Below are 18,256 nucleotides of genomic sequence, written 5' to 3' on the forward strand. Positions count from 1 at the left end.
ATGCCATAACCCCTTCACAGGAACCGACGAGGGGACGAAGGATGCAGGCACTTATCCATCAGACGACTTTACACGGGCTGCAATTTCCCATTCGTGGGTCTGGCGTGACGCTTGGCCAGACAGTCCATCTGAAATGTGAAAAAGACCACAGAGTAGCCGCTTTTGTAAAACTGCCTGTGCGCTGGACATTCGGATTGGGCGGCACGCGGCTTCGGCAACTGGGCTATCTGCCTGTTGAAGCTGCCGAATTTGTAACACCTGCGCTGGAACGCCACGCCGTGTTACGCGTGCGGATCGTCGAGTTGGAACCTGCGCATGCCCGCACCGAAGGGGTTGATCAGGTCTGCGTGTCGGTTTGGGGGCAGCCCGCTGACCTGAAACCTGCGCGACGCGTGGCGCAAGACTCCCCCGATCTGCCGCCCCTAAGTTAGGCAGCGAACCGGCCCGCGCAGGCCCCGCACCCACCCGCGAAAATGACGCGTGTGGAATACCGGCCCCGTGGCGCGCATCTTAGTTTTGACAACATATATGCTAATCGCCTATAAGCCCGCGACTTGCCGGAACTGAACGGCAGGATATGTCGGCATTTGGCCAGACTGCGAAACGTTTTAAAGGGTGTCGAAATGTCAGATCAAAGCAAGGGCGAGTCCGCCGATGACGGTGAGGACGCCTCACTCGACCGCGACCTGAAAGCGCTGTTCAAGGCTGTTCAGTCCGAACCTGTTTCTGATGAGATCAAGCGCCTTGCACAGCAACTGGAAAGCCGGTTGAAAAATCTCGACAAAGACTGACAGGCCCGCGCTTCCAACGGGGCTTGGCGCTCATGTTCGGCACGTCTTCTAGCTTTTTCTTCAACATGTTACGGCCCCGATTGACCCGGCTTTTAATCGTTCCGATTTCACATTGAAGCAAGTGCGCCGCATCGGCATAACTTTCCCCGATGACCAGAACAACAACCACTGCCTCCCGGTAGCTTAAAGGCAACTGTTGCAAGGCCTGTGACAGCTCGCATCCCTGCATATGCCACTCTTGCGTGGCGGGCGTGCTGACACTGCCAGAGGCACATTGATCCGCGCCTGTATGCTCATGTCGGCGCTTTTTCAGATTCGTATAGAAACAGTTGCGCATGATGGTGAATAGCCAACCGCGCATATTTGTGCCCGCCTTATAGGACGCGCTATATTCAACCGCCCTGAGAAGGGTCTCTTGCACCAGATCTTCGGCTTCGTCACGTCCCCGGCAAAGCACTCTGGAAAAACTCCGCAAGGCGGCAATATGGTCTAATACATTATCTGACACAGCTGGTCCCCATGCGTTTGCAGCCTAAATCTGCTGCGCGGTGTCAAGTTGGCTGGACGTGGCGTGCAACCTGTTGCGTCAACCGCTTGGTGCACAGCGCTTCCAGCTTGGCTGGCAGGCCTGAACTATGTGCCCGAACGGGGCTGCACCACAACTTGTGTTTGCACTAGGGCGAAGCCCTTTGTTACCGAAACTTCAGTTTACGCGCCCGCTTTGAAGTGCTGATCACAGGTTATGCCCTGTCTTGGATAAAGCCTTATCGTTACAAGACCGACTACCCGAGCAAACAGCACTTTTGCCGGTGCGATTATGTTGTGCGACCGTATCTTGGCCGCCAATGGTCAACCGCCCTATTCCCCACAACCCGATGATATATCGGTCGCGTCACCCTATTTCACGCGCGCCCTAACTGCAGCAGCGCCAGATATCGGCCGAGTCAGCGCCTCTATCGAATTAGGATTTTAAGGTATCTTTTGATGCCAGTCTACGGATTTTGACAAAAATGTTCCGTTAAGAGCATGATATACGGCAGTTTCAACTAATAATTGTGCATGAGAGGGATCACATTGCAATCCTAGGTTGCACGCATGTTATAGTATATCCTTAAACTTTGCTGCCCGCACAAATAAAACATTCACAAATTCAAAATATTGATTCGCAATCACGAACCGGCACTCCCGCCAAAGGCGCAGAATCTGGCAGCGCGCCACGATTTTTTGCAGCCCCACGCCATAAAACTCTCTGAGGTTGCTGGAACATTTCCGCCCCCGGCCGGTTCCACTGCTTCTTGGCGCACAACACGAGGGAGAGGTTGCCATGCCTTAGCTACAGAGACTGGCCGCGCATGTCGCGGAACCGGCACTGGCCGCGCGAGGGTGGGGCGCGCAACAGCGACCGGAGGGCGCAGAGGCAACTGGAATGGGGTAGGACCAGTTGGCAATCTGCCGCATCGAACAACACGACACCATCGCCGACCACGGGCCAAAGGCAAGATCGCATACCGAGCTTTCCTGCGGCCCGGAACCAACCCGAACACGATTTGGGCAAGCGCGGTATCAGGCACAAAACAAAGGGCCAACATACAATGACACAGCATATTGCGTCGGTTATCATACCGGCTGCGGGACGGGGAACACGGCTGCTGCCAGCCACCAAGACCACGCCAAAGGAACTTTTAAACATATACGACCAGCCCGCCCTGCAATTCGCCATTGACGAAGCGATTGATCTGGGTGTCCAGCGGATTGTTCTGGTCATTCATCCAGACAAGATGGGAATCCGCCATTACCTGACCCCAGATCGCGCCTATATTCAGGATCTGCGCGCCTCGGGCAAGGCACGGCTGGGGGCCGCCCTGGCCAGTATCGAAGTGCCGGACCATATCGAAGTGGCCTATGTCGAACAGCCCCAACCCTTGGGCCTTGGCCATGCCATTTCCTGCGCCGAAGGGCTGGCCCTGCCCGGCCCGTTCGGGGTGATCTTGCCGGATGATCTTATTCTTGGCACGCCCTGCCTGTCAGAAATGGCCGAGCATTATCAAAGCGGGCACATGATTGCCGCACTGGAAGTCCAGCCAGAAGACACCAGCAGCTATGGTATCTTTACCGTAACACAGCCCTCGATCGGGCGCAGCGTGCTGGTATCCGGCATGGTCGAGAAACCCGCCCCCGGCAAAGCGCCATCGCGTCTGGCCGCTGTGGGGCGCTATATTCTGGACCCGCGCATCTTTACCACGCTTCACAATGTGCCTTACGGCGCAGGCGGCGAGATACAGTTGACAGATGCCATCGCGCGCGATGCCGACCATGTGCCCCTGCATGCCTTTCGGTTCAGCGGCACGCGCTATGATTGCGGCTGCCATGACGGGTTAATGGACGCAGCCCTTGCCCGCCAGCGCATGGTCAAGCATGCGGCAAACGGGGCTGCGCTTTCAACCCTTCCGATGGGCGCGAAACTTCCCCCGCTTCGGCCTGATCCCACCGATTTTTATCAAACCAGATAGATGCGCCATATGCCAGCGCAGGTGGTGGCTGGCACATCGCGCGCCACCCGCCGCCCGCGCCGCTTTGGCCTGCGCGGGCAAGATTAGCGTGAAAAAACCCAAAACTGCCCACCGTGGCAGAGAAACATCCCTGAAAGACAGAATTCGATGACGTGTGAAAGAATTACACCTGCGGCGCAGAATTTTGCTAAATTTCACAGGAACATAATCAACCCCCTGATGTTGGACTCAGGGGGAATCTGTGGAGCAACTGCCAAATGCCTTTAAACGCCGTGAAATATTTGAAGCCCGCAGCAAAAGTTGCTGTTCTGTCTGTATTGCTTGGGGCCTGTGCGCCGATGGGGCCATATGTCGCCAGCAGAGACTTTACAGTACCAGCACACTGGGCGGCGTTTGCCCAAAGCGAACCGCGCATGGCCGATCAAGGCTGGGTCGCGTCATTCAACAGCTCTGTACTGAACCAGCTTGTCCAAGACGCCATGACAAGCAACCGCGACCTGCGCGCCGCTGCCGCACGCCTGACCGAGGCGCAAGCCCTGGCACGGCAATCGGGCGCGGGGGCCTTTCCAACGCTTGATGCCGAACTGGGCACACGGGCCGATGGCAACGGCTCGTCGCGCAGCGGTGTCGTGGCCGGACTGGGCGTGAATTGGGAACTGGACCTATGGGGCAGGGTTCAGGGCCAGCGCATGGCTGCCGGATATGAGGCCGTCGCCGCCGAGGCGATTTTCGAGGCCGCGCGACAGTCGCTTGCCGCAGCCGTGACACTTGCGTGGATCGATGTGAATGGCAACGCGCGGGCCTTGGAAATTGCGCGTCAGGAACTGACGGCACGCCAATCCCTGCTTAACAGCGTCGAAGCGCGGATCGAGGCGCAAGAAATTCTGGCGGTCGAGGGGAATTCGGCGCGCGCCGATGTCTCGCGCGCGCGCGATCGGGTGATTGCGTCCGAAGCCGCCGTGGCCAACGGGTTGCGGGTGCTGGAAGTGCTGACAGGGCGCTACCCCTCTGGCCGCCTGAATGCCGTGACGGGCCTGCCTGCATTGCCGGGCCGTGTTCCGGTCGGATTGCCTGCCCAGATTCTAGAGCGGCGACCAGACATTATTGCCGCAGAACGGCAGGTGGCAGCCGCCTTTTATCGCCGCAGTCAGGCCAAAGCGGCCCAAATGCCGCTTGTGTCCTTGTCGGGCGACATTACCCGCCGCCATGGCGGGCTGACACCGGACGGGCTGGTGTGGTCGCTGGTTGGCAATATCTTTGCGCCGATCATAGATGGCGGGCGGCGCGCAGAAGAGGTGAACATTCGTACCGCGCGACAGCAAGAAGCCCTTGCGCTTTATGGTGCCCAAGCGCTGACCGCCTTCCGCGAGGTTGAAACGGCCATCGCCGATGAAGCGGCCCTTCGCCGCCGCTTGACCCTGCTGAACAGCGCGGCGCGCGAATTGGAGCAGGCGGTCGGAACCGAACGCCAGCGCTTCGAGGCGGGCGAGCTGGAAGCCTTCCGCCTGAATGATCTGCGCGTGCGCTATTACGCAGCGCTGCGCGACGCCCATGCCGTTCGCGTGGCGCTGCTGCGCAACCGTGTCGAGTTGCATCTCGCGCTCGGCGGTTCCTTTGTCACCGAGGTGCCTGCGCCAGCCGCCTCTCAACAGGATTTAGCCAGTGCAAGCCAAACCGATTAGCCTATCCCTGCTTTGCTACGGGCCGGTCTTACCCCGGCAACTTCGACCAATAGAGTCGGCCCGTAGTTGCCCGCAGCAAGGTCTGCGGCATAAGACGGATGGACGAAATCGTCATGGCGCGCCTGACATATCCTTGGCGCAGCAAACGGGCAGCGGTGGCAGACTGCATCTTCGCCAGATCGGCAAGGTTTTCAAGCGTCAGCCCCGCTGCATCTTTTTCAAGCGCGCGCGCGATAAAGCTGCAATCGCGCGCTTCCAATTCATAAGGGCGGTAACCTGCCAGTTCCATCAGCTTGGCGGCGCTGGCAACACGCAAGTGGCGCTGCTCGTCAAGGCTCAGGCCGGTATCGCTTGCAGCCCGTGCAACCATTTCGGCCAGATGGGTCGCTTCACGCCAGCGCGGCTTGGCTGGCAGTACAATGTCACGCAGCCCTGCCGCGCGCCGGCAGGCCGACAGTGCCGCAAGCTGCGAACACAGTGCCATCAGGCGGCCATTGACGATAGAAGATGCCGAAATACTGCCCGAATGCACACGGTAAGAACCGACAATCTCAGGCAGGCTGACAAGTGCGCCATATTCGGCAAGACGCCAATACAGATCACTATCCTCCGAGACGGGAAAGGGCCGGTAGCCGCCCACCGCGACCAGCGCATCCCGCCGCGCCATGAAGAACGGCTGTGTCAGGGGCGGTTCGGTCGCGGGCGCGCGGGCAGGGTCGGCGCGGGTGACACAGGGCGGGCAATGGGTGCGGCCCGTGCGCGTGCCATCAGCGCGTATTTCCCGATGCGCCCCCGAGGTGGCGACGACACGCGGATACATCAGCAAATACGCGATCTGCCTTGCATGGCGGTCAGGGTCGGACATGTCATCTGCATCAAGCCGCGCAACAAAGGGGCTGTCTCCGGCGGCAAGCCCTGCATTCATGGCCGCGGAAATTCCGGCCCCCGACTGGCGGATCACACTGACACGGCGATCATCGGCAGCAAAGCCCCGCGCAAGGGTCTGCGTCTCGTCGGTGCTGCCATCATCGACAATGAACAACCGCAAATCAGTCGCACTTTGCGCCAGAACCGAGGAAATCGCACAGGCCAAAGTCGCGGCGGCGTTTCTGGCCGGTATAATCACATCGCAGGGGGGGAAAGACATGGTGCTTCCTTTGTCGATCAAGTCTCGCGGGTAACCCGCACGGCGCACCAACCTGTCTTGGGGCGTTTTGTTTCAGTATTTGCTAAAGGATGAATATAAAATGACAGGGCCTATCGGAGAGAAAGCAACACTCTGGCAAGTGCCCCCTGCCATGGGGCCAACCCGCGAGGTGATCTCGCTTGATCCCGCGCGCGCGTTCCGCGCCCTGCGCCGCCAATGGGCTGTGATTGCCATCGCTGCAGTACTCGGCGGGGGTCTTGCACTGCTCAACGCGCTTGGCACAGTGTCACGCTATGACGCGACAGTGACAATATTGCTGGATCAGGAACGCTCGGAACTGCTGCATCAGGTGTCGGCCTTGCCCAATACAATGGTCACCGATGCCGCCATCCAAAGCGAGATGGAAATCATCCGCTCGCGCGCGCTGGCGCTGGCGGTCGTCGATGCGCTTGCGTTGCATGAAGACCCCGTCTTTCTTGACCCCCCGATAGATGCCAGCACGCGGATCACCAACCAGTTGCGCGCCCTTGCCAGCCCGCTTCTGGGCGGGTCTGCCACCGACCCGGCCGCGCAGGACACAGCGCAGGCAATCGACCCTGCCCAGCTTGCCCGCGAAGAGGCCGCCTCGATCCTGCTGAAACATGTCAGGGTCGAACGGATCGACCGCAGTTTTGTCATGCGCGTCACCTATACCGGCTTTGACGCGCAGCGCACCGCAAGTATCGCACGCAGCTATGGCGAGGAATACACCCGCTTCCAACTGGCAGGCACCACAGAGATTGCGATCAACGCGGGCAAATGGATCAGAGAACGCCTTGACGTGATGGAGCGCCGCAACATCGAAGCCGCAAGCGCCGTGCAGCGGTTTCGCCTTGAGAACAACCTGTTGCAGGCGCGCGGCGATTTGCTAAGCGAACAGCAGCAATCCGAACTTGCCTCTGCGCTGGTCGAGGCCGCAACCCAAACCGCCGCATTGCAGGCAGAGCTTGAAAGCTACGAGCAACTCTTGACGGCCTCATCGGGTGAAATTGCCGCTGTCGCGGCAATGCAGGCCGAAGGCAATGCCAATAACCCCATGGTCGAGCTGCGCCGCGAATATACCGAGACACGACGCAGCCTGTCCCGCGTCACCGCACAGGCAGGCGAAGATCATCCACAAGCCATTCGCCTGCGCACCGCACTGGCCGCGCTGGATACCGACATCGCGCTAGCCCTTGAAGGGACAGTGGCAACTGTGCGCGCACGCTATAACATTGCCCGCAGCCGCGAGGCGTCTTTGCGGCAGGAACTGGCCGCAATCACCGATGCGGGCCGCGGCACCGAGAATGTGGGCCAACTGGCCCAGCTAGAAGCAACCGCGCAGACCTATGCACAGGTCTATGCCGATTACCTGCGCCGCTTTGAAACCACGATGCAGCAACAGGGCTTTCCAATCGCATCGGTGCAAATCCTGTCAGATGCCGAAGTGCCGCGCCAACCTTCCAGCCCGCGCAAATTGCGGCTGATGGCTGCGGGCATCTTCATGGGCGCACTGCTGGGTTTGGTCTTGGCCGCCCTGCGCGAGATGCGCACAGCCCCGCTCAGAACCGCCGGAGAAGTTGTTGCGCAATGCGGCCTGCCCTGCGTGGGGCTGATCCCGCGCAATGCAGATCCGAACAGCACCACGAAAACAGGATGGATCGCGCAGCGCACCGCAACCCGCATCCGCCAAGAGATTGACCGCAAGGCCCCGCTGGCAACGGGCCGGATTGTGGGGCTGGCCGCTGTCGATGCCGGTGGTGATATGGGCAGCGTGGCCGCAGCGCTGTGTCAGGCCATGGCGGCGCGCTCTGGCCGTGTCAAACTGGTCGATGCGGGCGGGCTGGACGATGCCGCCAGAATAGCGCTGATGGATGTCGAGAATCTGGAAATCGTCCCTTATGAAGAGTTGCAGGCAGCGCTTTATGAAAAATATGCCCCACGCCCCAATGATGACGCGCTTGGCGCGTGGCGAGAGCAGTGGCCCTATACCGTGATTGTCATGCCGCCCCTGACACAGGCCGTGATCCATGATCAGGCCGCAAGCATGCTGGATGCCACGGTCCTGACAATCACTTGGGGCGAGGTGCCGCCCGGTTTGCTGACCGAAGCCATGCGCGACCATCGTGATTTCCGCGCGGGCCTTGCGGCCACTGTTCTGGACAGCGCCAATCTGCGCGGCGCGCGGCGTTATTTGGGGTCTGACGAATACGAGGCACGGTTGATTCATGCATAATATCTTGCGGGCAATCTTGGTGGTTCTTGCCCTCACCAGCGGCGCACGCGCGGCAGAGTATGTTCTTGGCCCGCAAGATGTGGTCATGGTCCGTGTCGGGCATTGGGACGCCGTTCTTGGCGCCTATGTCGCCTGGACAGATATGAACGGCGAATACACCGTCACCCCCGATGGCGCATTGGCCCTGCCCCTTGCAGGGCGCATCACGGCTGCTGGGCAGGACCCGGGCGCGGTTGCGACAACCATCGCCACCGCCCTGCGCAACCAGCTGGTCAGCCGCGAAGAGGTGCAGGTCACTGTCGATGTTGTGGGCTATCGCCCGGTCTATGTTCTGGGGGCCGTGCGCACCCCCGGGGCCTATCCCTATGCCCCCGGTATGACAGTGTTGCAGGCCATCGGCCTTGCAGGGGGGCTGTCGCAGGCCCGTGTCGAGTTTCAGCGCAATGCGCGCACGGCGCTGGCCTCTCTGGGCAATTACGAAGTGTTAAGTCTGGCGCTTCAGCGCAGGCTTGCCACCGAAGCCCGTCTTGTCGCCGAAACTGACGGGCAGGGCAGGGTTGAGATGCCCCCCGACCTGGAGGGGACAGGCATGGGCACTGAATTGATGGCGCGCGAGCGCGAAATCTTCGCCGCGCGCAACGCGGCGCTGGCCTCGGCGCTGTCGCAGCTCGACGGGCTAGAGCGTTTGCTGCAACAGCAGATCGAACAGATGACCAGTCAGGTCGCGCTTCGCGAACGCCAACTGGACCTCGCAACCGAAGAGATGGACAATATCACCGATCTTGTCGCGCGCGGCCTGTCTGTTGCAGCGCGCCGGATCGAACTGGAATCGCGTGTGGCCGATCAGGAAGTCCGGCTTCTGGAACTGGCAACCGCACGCCTGAACGCAGAACAGCGCCTGAACGAGGTCAGGCGCGAACGGCTGGATCTGGTCAACACCCGCGCGCGAGAGGTGGCCGAACAACTGCTGACCATCCGTACCGAGATCGCGGAATACCGCATCCGGCTGCGCACCGAAGCCGCGCTTTATGCGGAAGCCACGCAATATGAAGACGGCTATATGCAGATGGAGGGTCTGGGGTCACCAGACATGATGCTGACACGCGGCAATGCGGACGCGGTGCCGGTGACGCGCTCTGACCTGATCCGGCCAGGGGATGTTCTGGAACTGGTCCTGCCCCTGCCGGGGCAGGACGCTTTCGCACCCCCCCCTGCAGCGCGCCCGATACTGCAAACACAGCGCTAGCCATGGGGGCCTGCATCGACCTGTGCATCTGCACTTTCCGCCGCGACAGCGTGACAGAAGCCTTGGCGAGTGCAGCCGCGCAGGTTCTGCCACAGGGGGTAAGCCTGCGCATCATCGTGGCCGATAATGACGATCTCCCCTCGGCCCAAGAGCGGGTAAATTCGGCATCTGCCACAAGGGCGGTTGTCTATCTGCATGCCCCTGCGCGCAATATCTCGGTGGCGCGCAATGCCTGTCTGGATGCAGCGCAGGGCGAATTTGTAGCCTTCATGGATGATGACGAAACCGCGCCCCCCGACTGGATCGCCACGCTTTGGGCCTGTCTTCAGGATACGGGCGCCGATGCGGTATTTGGTCCGGCCCGCGCGCTCTATCCGGCAGATGCGCCCGACTGGATCACCGCCAATGACTTTCTGTCCAACCATCCGCAACACAGGGGCGGAGGCGTCGAGACGGGGCATACCTGCAATGTGCTGATGCGCAAACCCGCGCTGCGCTTTCGCACAGATCTGGGGCAGTCAGGGGGCGAGGATACGGATTTCTTCTTCCGGCTGGGGCGTGCGGGGTTTCGCTTTGCCATCTGCGCGGATGCAGTGGTGCATGAGGTGGTGGACCCGCGCCGCTTGCGCCTGCGCTGGCTGGCAGAGCGGCGCTTTGCCGAAGGGCGGCATTACGGGGCCACAGCAGGGCGCGCGCGGCTGGGGCTATGTGCAAGCAGCAGTGCGAAAGCCGCCTATTGCGGCTTGCGCGCCCTGCCCCATCTGAGCAACCCGACGGGCTTGGCATTCTGGGGGCTGCGCGCAGTCTTTCATGCAGGCGTCTGCTGTGGGGCGCTGGCGGGGGCTTCAGGCCGCAAAGCTTATGGATAGACCCGCGCCCGATTGAAAGTGCCGCAGCCCCGGCCTTGCGCCGGGGCCTCCCCTCAGCCACGGTCGAGGCCCCGGCGCAAGGCCGGGGCTGCGCTGCACCCGCTTGCCTGCACTGCGCCCTAAATGCGTTTGCGCACGGCCTGCGACAGCTGGCGCAGCAGCCGGGGCAAGGCGGCGGGGTTGCGCAGCAGGGCCGATACCGCAGGCCCTGCGCGCTGCGCGCGCAGGGCAGCCATGATGGTTTCCGCTGTGCCCAACTGCTCGATCTGCCGGATGCGCTGGTGCATCAACTGCCGCAGTTTCGGGTCGGATTGCGCATCCGCAAAGGCACGGTCTGCCGCGACAAGCTGGCGCATATGCGCAGGGTCGGCACGGTGCGACACCGAGGCGTTATGGCGGAAATAAAGGTAATCCGGTTCGGGCGAAAACCACACCCGCGCCCCCGCGCCATAGCAGGACAGGATCAGGTGAAAATCCTCTCCGTTGCGCAGGCTTTCCGTGTAGCCAATGCGGTGGCGCGAAAGAAAATCTCTCGATATCATGGGTTTGAGATAGCCCAATGTCCGGCCATCCCCGCCCTCGAAATTGCCGCGGATATATGTCGGCAAATCCCAGCGCAGGGGCATGTCAGCATGGGCCACAAAGGCCCGTCCAAACTGCGCCGCAGCGGCGCGGTCGGATTGGCCCGTCACCTCGCACAGGTTGCCCAGAACCACATCCGCAGGGGCCGTCTGCGCCAGTGCCAGCATCCGCGCCAGCCGGTCGGGGCGCATCAGATCATCCGCATCCAGCACCGCAACCCAAGGCGCGCGCGCGTGGGACAGCGCCAGATTGCGCGCCGCCGCCGGGCCTGCATTGGTGCCCAGCCGCAGCGCGTGCACGCGCGGGTCTGCTGCCAGCGCTTGCGCGCAGGCAAAACTGTCATCGGGCGAGGCGTCATCGACGATGATCACCTCAACCCTGACACCATGTTGCGCCAAGGCAGATGCAACCGCATGCGGCAGGGTGCGCGCCGCGCACCATGCCGCAACAAGAACCGAAACCTGTGGCGCATCCGCTGTCATGGCAGCGCCGCCCGCATATGGCCCCCCAGCACAGCGCGGCGCTGGTCGCTCATCTGCACAATCAGATAGGGCACCAGAAACGACCCCGCAGTATAGGGGGTGAAAAAGTCGATCTCGACGCCCGAGCGGATGAAGAAAACCACCGCCAACCCCGCGCAAATCGCCGCCCCTGCGCGCCGGCCTGTGTTCATGACAACACGCAGCGCCGAAACCAACAGCACCACCATCCACGCCCCGACCACTGCCGTGCCGACAAGCCCCAGTGCCACGAAGCTTTCGATCAGGGTGTTATGGAAATGAAAGCCGGTGCGCGCCGTGATGTAGAATTCGCGCCAGAGCAATTCTGCCTCGGGCCTGTTGTGCACCCAGAATGCGGAATAACCAAGGCCCAGAAGCGGCCTGTCTTCGCCAAACAGAATGCCCTGATTCCACAGATAGGTCCGCCCCGTCAATGTGGTGTCCTTGCCAAACACCTCAAACACTGTGTCCAGCGCGCCAATCTGCGCGGCCAGCGCCCCAAGGCCCAGGGCGATGCACAGCAAGATCACGATGCTTTGCGCCCGCGCCCCGATCCCGATGCGCATGATCCCAAGCACAGCCAGCATGGCAAATACGCCTGCGGCCAGCGCAATCACTGAAGTTGCAGAATCCGACAGGATCAATGTCCAGACAGCAAAGCCCGCAACGGCAAGTGCGACGGGGCGCAGCAACAAGGGCGTGCGGGGCATAGCTGCGTAAGCCAGCGCAAAAACGGTGGTCAGAGAGGCGTAAAAGCCCAATTGGTTCTTCGAGTCGAACGCCCCCTGCAACGCATAGGAGGCATCGACATAATCATACCCGTATTGCCCCTCGGAATGTGAATATAGCAAGATCACCAACCCGCCCAGCACCCCGCCCGCCGCCAGATTCCGCACCGACACCACGCGCGCGGCGATCAGCCCGCAAAGCACTGTGGTACCGTATTGAATAGCGGCGCGCAGTGTTGCGCCGGGCTGGTCGGACCATAGCACCGACACCGCAGCCAGCGCAGGCAGCATCAGCACAAACAGGACCGGCCCGCGGTTGTGAAGCAGCCGCTCTGGCGCAAGCACCATCAGCGGAAACCACAATGCATAAAAGGTCAGAATTGCCTTTGGCCCATACAGCGTCGAATACGCGAAAACGAACAGGGAAATCGCAATGGCGGGCACCGCAAAAATCGCATTCGATGCAGGATCGAGGATACGGGCGCGCGGAATGGCAAGGCTCATCAATCATCCTTGATCAGGCAGGGCAATATCTGCGGGTAAAAATGCCGCTCTCCCCCCACAAACCTGGCACCCGCCAATCTGTTCCCGCCTTTTTCGCGGAACATTTCGGCGGTTTGGCAGGTTTGGGGGCCTTGGACATAGAAAGGGCATTTCATGCGCGCATCGCGTTTGACCACTCTGGCGGCAACCGCGCTTTTGGCCATGCCAGCCGCCGCAACCGACCAGCGCGGATTTCTGGAGGAATTTGACACGCTGGACAGGGACAGGTGGTTCATTTCCGACGGGTGGGTCAATGGCCCGCATCAAAACTGCCTATGGTCGGCAGAGGCGGTGCAACTCCGCGATGGGGTGCTGCGGCTGTCGGTTGAGGAGGCGGCAGAGGGGCCAGAGGCGTATCTTTGCGCCGAAATCCAGTCCGAGGACCGCTTCGGCTTTGGGGTATTCGAGGCGTTGGTGAATGTCCCCTTTGCCAAGGGCACGAATTCAAATTTTTTCACATTCATCGGCCCGCCGCAAAATCTGCCACATCATGAAATCGACTTTGAGTTCCTCGCCCGCACGGCGCCGGTGTTGCAAACCAACACCTATGTCGAGGGCACGGGCGGGAACGAAGCCCTGCTGCCGATCCCAGATGAAGATGGCTGGCACCACATCGCCTTTATCTGGGAAGCAGAGCGCCTGCGCTGGTATCTGGATGGCACCCTGATCCGCACCTTGGAAGGTGAAAAAGTGCCCAGCCTGGAGCAGAAAATCTATCTGTCCATCTGGACAACCGACAGTCTGACAGACTGGATGGGCCATTTTGAATGGGCAGGCCCGCTGGTTTTTCAGGTGGATTGGGTGGCCTATACCCCGCTTGAACAGGAATGCCGCTTCGAAGCGTCCATTCTATGCGATGAAGGCTATCGGGCTGCGCTTTTGGACACCGAAGATTAACCCTTTTGCAGGAACAAATAGACCCGCTTCCGACTTTACCACCATTGAAACCTGCATCAGTGAGGAATTTTATGGAAAAGCGGCTCGATCCTTCGCCGTCTCTTCTTATTGCCAGCGCGTCACGGCACGGGGGGAATGACGGGCCGTCACCCGATACCCTGACCAAGCTGGCATTTGACCGCGTCAGCGCGGGTCTGGTTCTGGTCATGCTGTTGCCGCTGCTGCTGATCATCGCGGTCTGTATCCGCCTGCGCGATCCGGGGCCGGTTCTGTTCTCTCATCGCCGGATCGGCAAGGACGGCCAGCCCTTTGGCTGCCTGAAGTTTCGGACAATGGTGGTCGGGGCCGAACAGATTCTGGCGCGACATCTGGCAGAAAACCCCGAAGCGGCCCGCGAATGGCGCGACACACAAAAGCTGCGTGATGATCCGCGCATAACCCCGTTGGGTGCAACGCTGCGCCGCACAAGTCTGGACGAGTTGCCGCAGCTTCTCAATATCCTGAAAGGCGAGATGAGTCTGGTCGGCCCCCGCCCCATCGTTATGGAAGAGGTCAGCCATTACGGCACAGCCATCCGCGATTACATGTCGGTGCGGCCGGGGCTGACAGGGCTGTGGCAAATAAGCGGGCGCAGCGATGTGGGCTATACTGACCGCGTCAAGCTGGACCAGCAATATGTGCGTCAACGCAGCTTCCGGGGCGACCTTGCAATCATGCTGCGCACTGTGGTGGTGGTGCTGCGGCGGCAGGGCAGCTACTGATCGCACCCTGCCGTGTGGCGCAACGGCGCGCGGCGGCGCGTGAAGCGCTGCGCATAGCGCCACAAGAACCCGATAGCCCAGCCCAGATGCATCAGCATCGCCGCAGGGCCTGCCCATGCCACGGCTGCGCGGCCGGCACCCACAGCAAGCACTGCGCCATAGCACAGGCATATCGCGGCCCATAGCAAGGCCGGTGCCATCAAGGCAAACCAACCCCATGCAGGCGCAAGCACCGCAGGGACAAGCGCGATCGCCGCCAGCGCCACCGCAGGCACGGTCGCCAAAGGCAGCACCTGGCGCAGGCGCGGGCGTAGGCCGTGTTTCAGCACCGTTTCCGCCCGCCCTGCGCCAAAGCGGACATATTGCAAGAATAATGCCTTGGGCGTCTGGCGGGGGTAATAGCCAATTCCTGTGCGCCCGCTCAGCCAGATGCGCCCGCCATATCCGGTCAGGCGGTGGTCAAACTCTGCATCCTCATTATGGCTTTGGCCTGCATCATACCCGCCAATGGCGCGAAAGACGTCCATCCGGATCAGGGCGTGGTGCCCGTGGTCAATGAACCGCCCGCCCCCCCCTGTCCGATGCGCGGCCCCGCCGGTTCCAAGGCGGCTGTTCTGCGCCGCCGCAACCCCTTCGCAAAAGCCACTGTCGCCAAGCGTGGTCATGCCCACACTGACCGCTGCCGCGCCTGTGCGGCGCATATCGTCCAGCAATGCGGCCAAAAACCCGCGCGGATACAGGGCATGCGCATCGGCGCGCAACAGGTGGGTCGCGCCCTGCCCCTGTGTCGCCACAGCCAGATTCAGGGCCGCGCTTTGAATACGGCGGGGGTTTTCCAGAAAATGGATGCGCGGGTCATCCATGCGCTGCACAAGCGCAGGCGTGCCATCTGTGCTGCCCCCATCCGCGACAACCAGCCGCGTGTCGGCGGGGGCATCTTGCAGCAAAGTGCGGATCACGGTTTCAATATGCGCGGCCTCGTTCAGGGTGGGAATGACGATCAACACCCGCTCGGGGCACGCGCGCGCTGTCATAGCGTCACGCGCTTTGGTTCTGCCTGCGGCGCGATATTGGCAAGAAGCATAACCAGATCGACGCAATCATCATGGTCTGCGCGCCACATCTCGCGCGGCAGGCGGCGCTGGCGCTTCTGAAGCGCGCGGTAATCCTGCGCACCCAGCATGCCCAGCCGCTGAGCCAAAGCGTCGGGCGACAGGTCAGGCAGCAGAATCCCGATATCATGCCGAAGCAGGGCACGCCCCACCTCGCAATTCAGGCGCGCAATCGGAACACTGCCGTAATACACACTTTCATACAGCCGGTTCGGCAACAGCCAATCGGAATTTGCGCCCGCCTCATACAGATCGACACCCCATGCGAAATGCACGCCCGCATAATGGCTGCGCAGGTCGTCCATTTGATATGGCCCCTCGAACCGCAGATAGGGCCGCCCGCTGATCTGTGCGGCAAAATCGCCAAAAACCGCAGGCGAGGGGCGGCCACGAATGACAACCTCGATGCGCCCATGCGCCAGACGCGCGGCCTCGGACAGAATATCCAACGACTTGCGGCACCGCAGCGCGCCAAACCACCCGATCCGCCAAGGGGGTCCGGGCAGGTGCGATGGCGGCGCGTTCTGCGCATGTATCGGGGTTTCGCCAAGGTCCAGAACCCTGTTCTCGACAATGGCAATGCGGTCCCCGAAGACATCGCCAAGGTGATGGGTCACAAAGGCGGGCGAGCTGGTGATGACAAGGTCCACATGCGGCGCAAGCCGCTTTTCCAGCAGTCGCAATGCCTTGCCGCGCGGGCCTTGATCGGTCAGCAGGCGGTGAATATCAAGGCATTCATAAACCACGCGCGGGCGCGTGTGGAAGCGGGGTATCAGACTGACAGCAACCGCCAGCATTTCCAGATTTCGCGCGATCAGAACATCTGGCTGGCCCAGATGCGCCAGCACCTCTGGCCTGCGCGCCGCAATGACAGAGGCAATCTGCCACGCGCGCTGCGCCAGCCTGCCATCTGCACTGCGCCCCAGAACCAGCGCACCGGGATGAGATGCCGCGCCACGGCTTAGGCCCGCAAGAGCCACGCGCGCGCCACCATCGACCAGCATGGCAACCCTGCGGTGAATGGCAGGATCGGTCAGATCATGGGCGAGGTAGGCAATCTTCATCGGGGCTGCTTTCCACAAATCGGTCGTGATCTAACTGTTGAAGCGCGCAAATGTTCCCGCCCGCCCGCATGCATAGCGGGCCGTGTCGGCATGTGTCCGCGCGCCTCAGCTTGGGGGCGGCGTGACATTGGCAGGGCGCGGCTTGATGCGGCGCAAAACGGGGGCCAGCAGTTCCCACCCCTCGCGCAATGTGGCCCTGCCAGAGGGGAAGGCGCTGATCAGCAGCGCCGTCAGCGCATAAGACAGCGCCGCACCCGCCAGCAAGGTCAGAACAGGGGGGTCCGGCAGCAGGGGTCTGGCCAGCCAGACGCCTGCTACCGCAAGATGGCCTGCCAGCATCAGCGGGCCTGCCGAAGTAACAATATCGCGCAAGGAAACCGGCCCTTTGCGACACAGCCATACCCATAAAACCGGTGCCATGACATAATGCGCCACCGACAGCGCCACAGCCACCCCGAACGCGCCATAGGGCAGGCCGATCACATAGGCCGTCACCGCCAGCGCGGCCATGACCATACCCCACAGCACATAATCCTGCGTCCGCCCCTGCGAAATGAACAACCACCCCGAGGAGCCGCTAAGCATCCGCAAAAGCCCTGCAAAGCCCAGCGCCTGAAAGATGGGCGCGCTGGCATGCCATTGCGCGCCAAGGGCCAAAGAAATCACGACATCGGCCAGCGCGATGGTACAGGCCACCCCCGGCAAGGCCAGAAACAACACAAGCCGCAGCACCCGCAGATAGGCACTGCGATAGCGGTGGGGTTCATTCAACAGGCGCGACAGACTGGGAATCATCACCCTGTCCAGCGGGTTGGTGATCTGCCGAAGCGGAAACAGCAAAAGCTTGTAGGCGCGGTCATACAAGCCCAACTCCACCACACCCCATGCGCGCCCGATCAGGACATTGTCGCTGTTATGGGTCACGAAGCTGCTTAGGTTAAAGCCGGTAACCCCAGCGCCAAACCCCAGCAGCGCGCGCCCCTGCGGCACCCAGCGGGGGCGGTCGGGCAGCCATGCTGCGCTGACCCATGTCAGAACCGTGGGCACCAGCGTGCCCGCGACCATACCGGCGAAAACCGCCCAGTAATCAGGCCGGAAAAGCGCCCAAAGCGTTGCCACGCCAAAAGCACTTACAGCACCGATCACACTGATAACCGCCAACCGCCCGAAATGCATGCGTCGTTGCAAAATCGCGCCATGCTGTGCCGCCGCGCCACTGGTCACAACAATCAGCGACAGGGCCGCAACCAGCGGGCCAACCCTGCTATCCCCGTAGAAAGAGGCGATCAACGGGGCAGTCAGGAACAACGCGGCCGCCAGCGTGACGCTGGCTGCAATATTGACCCAGAACAGAAAGCTGACCTCTTCTTGCAGAATATTGGGGCGCTGCACCGTCGCCTGAAGCAGCCCGAAATTCTGCATCATCCCGACAAGGGCCAGAATCGGCACACACATCGCAATCAGCCCGAAATCACCGGGCGAGAGCAGCCGCGACAACACAACGACCGAGCCGATTTGCGTGGCCAGCAAAACCGCCTGCGACAGGGCTGTATGCATCGCACCGCGCCCG

Annotated in this window: 16 protein-coding genes; 9 read left to right on the forward strand and 7 right to left on the reverse strand. The window is 61.5% G+C overall.

The genetic code is table 11. The features are described 5' to 3' along the window. The first annotated feature begins 41 nt into the window (after positions 1 to 41). Together BG455_RS00390 and BG455_RS17225 are read left to right on the forward strand one after the other, a co-directional pair. Complete coding sequence (locus BG455_RS00390; protein WP_071467973.1) at positions 42 to 431, forward strand: hypothetical protein; 390 nt, start codon at positions 42 to 44, stop codon at positions 429 to 431. A 192-nt stretch (positions 432 to 623) separates the two neighbouring features. Next, positions 624 to 791: a hypothetical protein gene (locus BG455_RS17225; protein ID WP_177190857.1), complete on the forward strand. Its 168-nt coding sequence runs from the start codon at positions 624 to 626 to the stop codon at positions 789 to 791. Here the strand turns inward: BG455_RS17225 and BG455_RS16785 are convergent. Beyond that, on the reverse strand, positions 736 to 1,299 hold the full coding sequence (locus BG455_RS16785; RefSeq protein ID WP_084386051.1) for a sigma-70 family RNA polymerase sigma factor: 564 nt from the start codon (positions 1,297 to 1,299) through the stop codon (positions 736 to 738). The two genes, BG455_RS17225 and BG455_RS16785, sit on opposite strands and share 56 nt — an antisense overlap. Before the next feature lie 1,084 nt (positions 1,300 to 2,383). On the opposite strand from BG455_RS16785, the gene BG455_RS00395 reads away from it, so the two are divergent. Both BG455_RS00395 and BG455_RS00400 read left to right on the forward strand, forming a co-directional pair. Beyond that, a complete protein-coding gene (locus BG455_RS00395; RefSeq protein ID WP_071467974.1) occupies positions 2,384 to 3,301 on the forward strand; it encodes a UTP--glucose-1-phosphate uridylyltransferase in 918 nt (305 codons plus the stop codon). A gap of 413 nt (positions 3,302 to 3,714) precedes the next feature. Then, positions 3,715 to 4,983 (forward strand): TolC family protein, encoded by a 1,269-nt coding sequence (locus BG455_RS00400; RefSeq protein WP_170124762.1) that lies wholly within the window; start codon positions 3,715 to 3,717, stop codon positions 4,981 to 4,983. Between the two features lie 28 nt (positions 4,984 to 5,011). Here BG455_RS00400 and BG455_RS00405 read toward each other — a convergent pair whose 3' ends face one another. Further along, positions 5,012 to 6,130 (reverse strand): glycosyltransferase family 2 protein, encoded by a 1,119-nt coding sequence (locus BG455_RS00405; RefSeq protein WP_071467976.1) that lies wholly within the window; start codon positions 6,128 to 6,130, stop codon positions 5,012 to 5,014. A 100-nt stretch (positions 6,131 to 6,230) separates the two neighbouring features. Between BG455_RS00405 and BG455_RS00410 the strand changes: the two genes are divergently transcribed. Genes BG455_RS00410 through BG455_RS00420 form a run of 3 tightly spaced genes read left to right on the forward strand, consistent with a single transcriptional unit; the run spans position 6,231 to position 10,499 of the window. After that, complete coding sequence (locus tag BG455_RS00410; protein WP_084386053.1) at positions 6,231 to 8,384, forward strand: GumC family protein; 2,154 nt, start codon at positions 6,231 to 6,233, stop codon at positions 8,382 to 8,384. Beyond that, positions 8,377 to 9,630 (forward strand): polysaccharide biosynthesis/export family protein, encoded by a 1,254-nt coding sequence (locus BG455_RS00415; RefSeq protein WP_071467978.1) that lies wholly within the window; start codon positions 8,377 to 8,379, stop codon positions 9,628 to 9,630. Before BG455_RS00410 ends, BG455_RS00415 begins: the two co-directional genes overlap by 8 nt. A 2-nt stretch (positions 9,631 to 9,632) precedes the next feature. After that, positions 9,633 to 10,499, forward strand: coding sequence for a glycosyltransferase (locus tag BG455_RS00420; protein ID WP_071467979.1), 867 nt, complete (start codon positions 9,633 to 9,635; stop codon positions 10,497 to 10,499). Between the two features lie 119 nt (positions 10,500 to 10,618). Here the strand turns inward: BG455_RS00420 and BG455_RS00425 are convergent, their stop codons facing one another. Further along, entirely contained in the window at positions 10,619 to 11,563 is a 945-nt protein-coding gene (locus BG455_RS00425; RefSeq protein WP_071467980.1) for a glycosyltransferase family 2 protein, read from the reverse strand. Beyond that, a complete protein-coding gene (locus BG455_RS00430) occupies positions 11,560 to 12,813 on the reverse strand; it encodes an O-antigen ligase family protein (protein ID WP_071467981.1) in 1,254 nt (417 codons plus the stop codon). Before BG455_RS00430 ends, BG455_RS00425 begins: the two co-directional genes overlap by 4 nt. A gap of 153 nt (positions 12,814 to 12,966) precedes the next feature. On the opposite strand from BG455_RS00430, the gene BG455_RS00435 reads away from it, so the two are divergent. Together BG455_RS00435 and BG455_RS00440 are read left to right on the forward strand one after the other, a co-directional pair. Beyond that, positions 12,967 to 13,749 (forward strand): family 16 glycosylhydrolase, encoded by a 783-nt coding sequence (locus tag BG455_RS00435; protein ID WP_071467982.1) that lies wholly within the window; start codon positions 12,967 to 12,969, stop codon positions 13,747 to 13,749. 71 nt (positions 13,750 to 13,820) lie between these two features. Beyond that, complete coding sequence (locus BG455_RS00440) at positions 13,821 to 14,510, forward strand: sugar transferase (RefSeq protein ID WP_071467983.1); 690 nt, start codon at positions 13,821 to 13,823, stop codon at positions 14,508 to 14,510. On the opposite strand, the gene BG455_RS00445 is transcribed toward BG455_RS00440, so the two are convergent. The 3 genes from BG455_RS00445 to BG455_RS00455 form a co-directional block, all read right to left on the reverse strand. Next, positions 14,504 to 15,544, reverse strand: a complete 1,041-nt coding sequence (locus tag BG455_RS00445; protein ID WP_071467984.1) for a glycosyltransferase family 2 protein — start codon at positions 15,542 to 15,544, stop codon at positions 14,504 to 14,506. The genes BG455_RS00440 and BG455_RS00445 overlap by 7 nt on opposite strands. Beyond that, on the reverse strand, positions 15,541 to 16,686 hold the full coding sequence (locus tag BG455_RS00450) for a glycosyltransferase family protein (RefSeq protein WP_071467985.1): 1,146 nt from the start codon (positions 16,684 to 16,686) through the stop codon (positions 15,541 to 15,543). The genes BG455_RS00445 and BG455_RS00450 overlap by 4 nt, the downstream gene beginning before the upstream one ends. A gap of 105 nt (positions 16,687 to 16,791) precedes the next feature. Further along, positions 16,792 to 18,243, reverse strand: coding sequence for a lipopolysaccharide biosynthesis protein (locus tag BG455_RS00455; RefSeq protein WP_111361325.1), 1,452 nt, complete (start codon positions 18,241 to 18,243; stop codon positions 16,792 to 16,794). Positions 18,244 to 18,256 lie beyond the last annotated feature (13 nt).

Origin of the sequence: Roseinatronobacter thiooxidans, assembly GCF_001870675.1 — a bacterium.
Classification (GTDB): domain Bacteria; phylum Pseudomonadota; class Alphaproteobacteria; order Rhodobacterales; family Rhodobacteraceae; genus Roseinatronobacter; species Roseinatronobacter thiooxidans.

Coding starts and splice junctions, on each gene's coding strand:
- BG455_RS00435 (WP_071467982.1), top strand. CDS start 12,967: ATGCGCGCATCGCGTTTGACCACTCTGGCGGCAACCGCGCTTTTGGCC.
- BG455_RS17225 (WP_177190857.1), top strand. CDS start 624: ATGTCAGATCAAAGCAAGGGCGAGTCCGCCGATGACGGTGAGGACGCC.
- BG455_RS00410 (WP_084386053.1), top strand. CDS start 6,231: ATGACAGGGCCTATCGGAGAGAAAGCAACACTCTGGCAAGTGCCCCCT.
- BG455_RS00420 (WP_071467979.1), top strand. CDS start 9,633: ATGGGGGCCTGCATCGACCTGTGCATCTGCACTTTCCGCCGCGACAGC.
- BG455_RS00440 (WP_071467983.1), top strand. CDS start 13,821: ATGGAAAAGCGGCTCGATCCTTCGCCGTCTCTTCTTATTGCCAGCGCG.
- BG455_RS00445 (WP_071467984.1), bottom strand. CDS start 15,544: ATGACAGCGCGCGCGTGCCCCGAGCGGGTGTTGATCGTCATTCCCACC.
- BG455_RS00455 (WP_111361325.1), bottom strand. CDS start 18,243: ATGCATACAGCCCTGTCGCAGGCGGTTTTGCTGGCCACGCAAATCGGC.
- BG455_RS00400 (WP_170124762.1), top strand. CDS start 3,715: ATGGCCGATCAAGGCTGGGTCGCGTCATTCAACAGCTCTGTACTGAAC.
- BG455_RS00450 (WP_071467985.1), bottom strand. CDS start 16,686: ATGAAGATTGCCTACCTCGCCCATGATCTGACCGATCCTGCCATTCAC.
- BG455_RS00395 (WP_071467974.1), top strand. CDS start 2,384: ATGACACAGCATATTGCGTCGGTTATCATACCGGCTGCGGGACGGGGA.
- BG455_RS00425 (WP_071467980.1), bottom strand. CDS start 11,563: ATGACAGCGGATGCGCCACAGGTTTCGGTTCTTGTTGCGGCATGGTGC.
- BG455_RS00405 (WP_071467976.1), bottom strand. CDS start 6,130: ATGTCTTTCCCCCCCTGCGATGTGATTATACCGGCCAGAAACGCCGCC.
- BG455_RS00430 (WP_071467981.1), bottom strand. CDS start 12,813: ATGAGCCTTGCCATTCCGCGCGCCCGTATCCTCGATCCTGCATCGAAT.
- BG455_RS00415 (WP_071467978.1), top strand. CDS start 8,377: ATGCATAATATCTTGCGGGCAATCTTGGTGGTTCTTGCCCTCACCAGC.
- BG455_RS00390 (WP_071467973.1), top strand. CDS start 42: ATGCAGGCACTTATCCATCAGACGACTTTACACGGGCTGCAATTTCCC.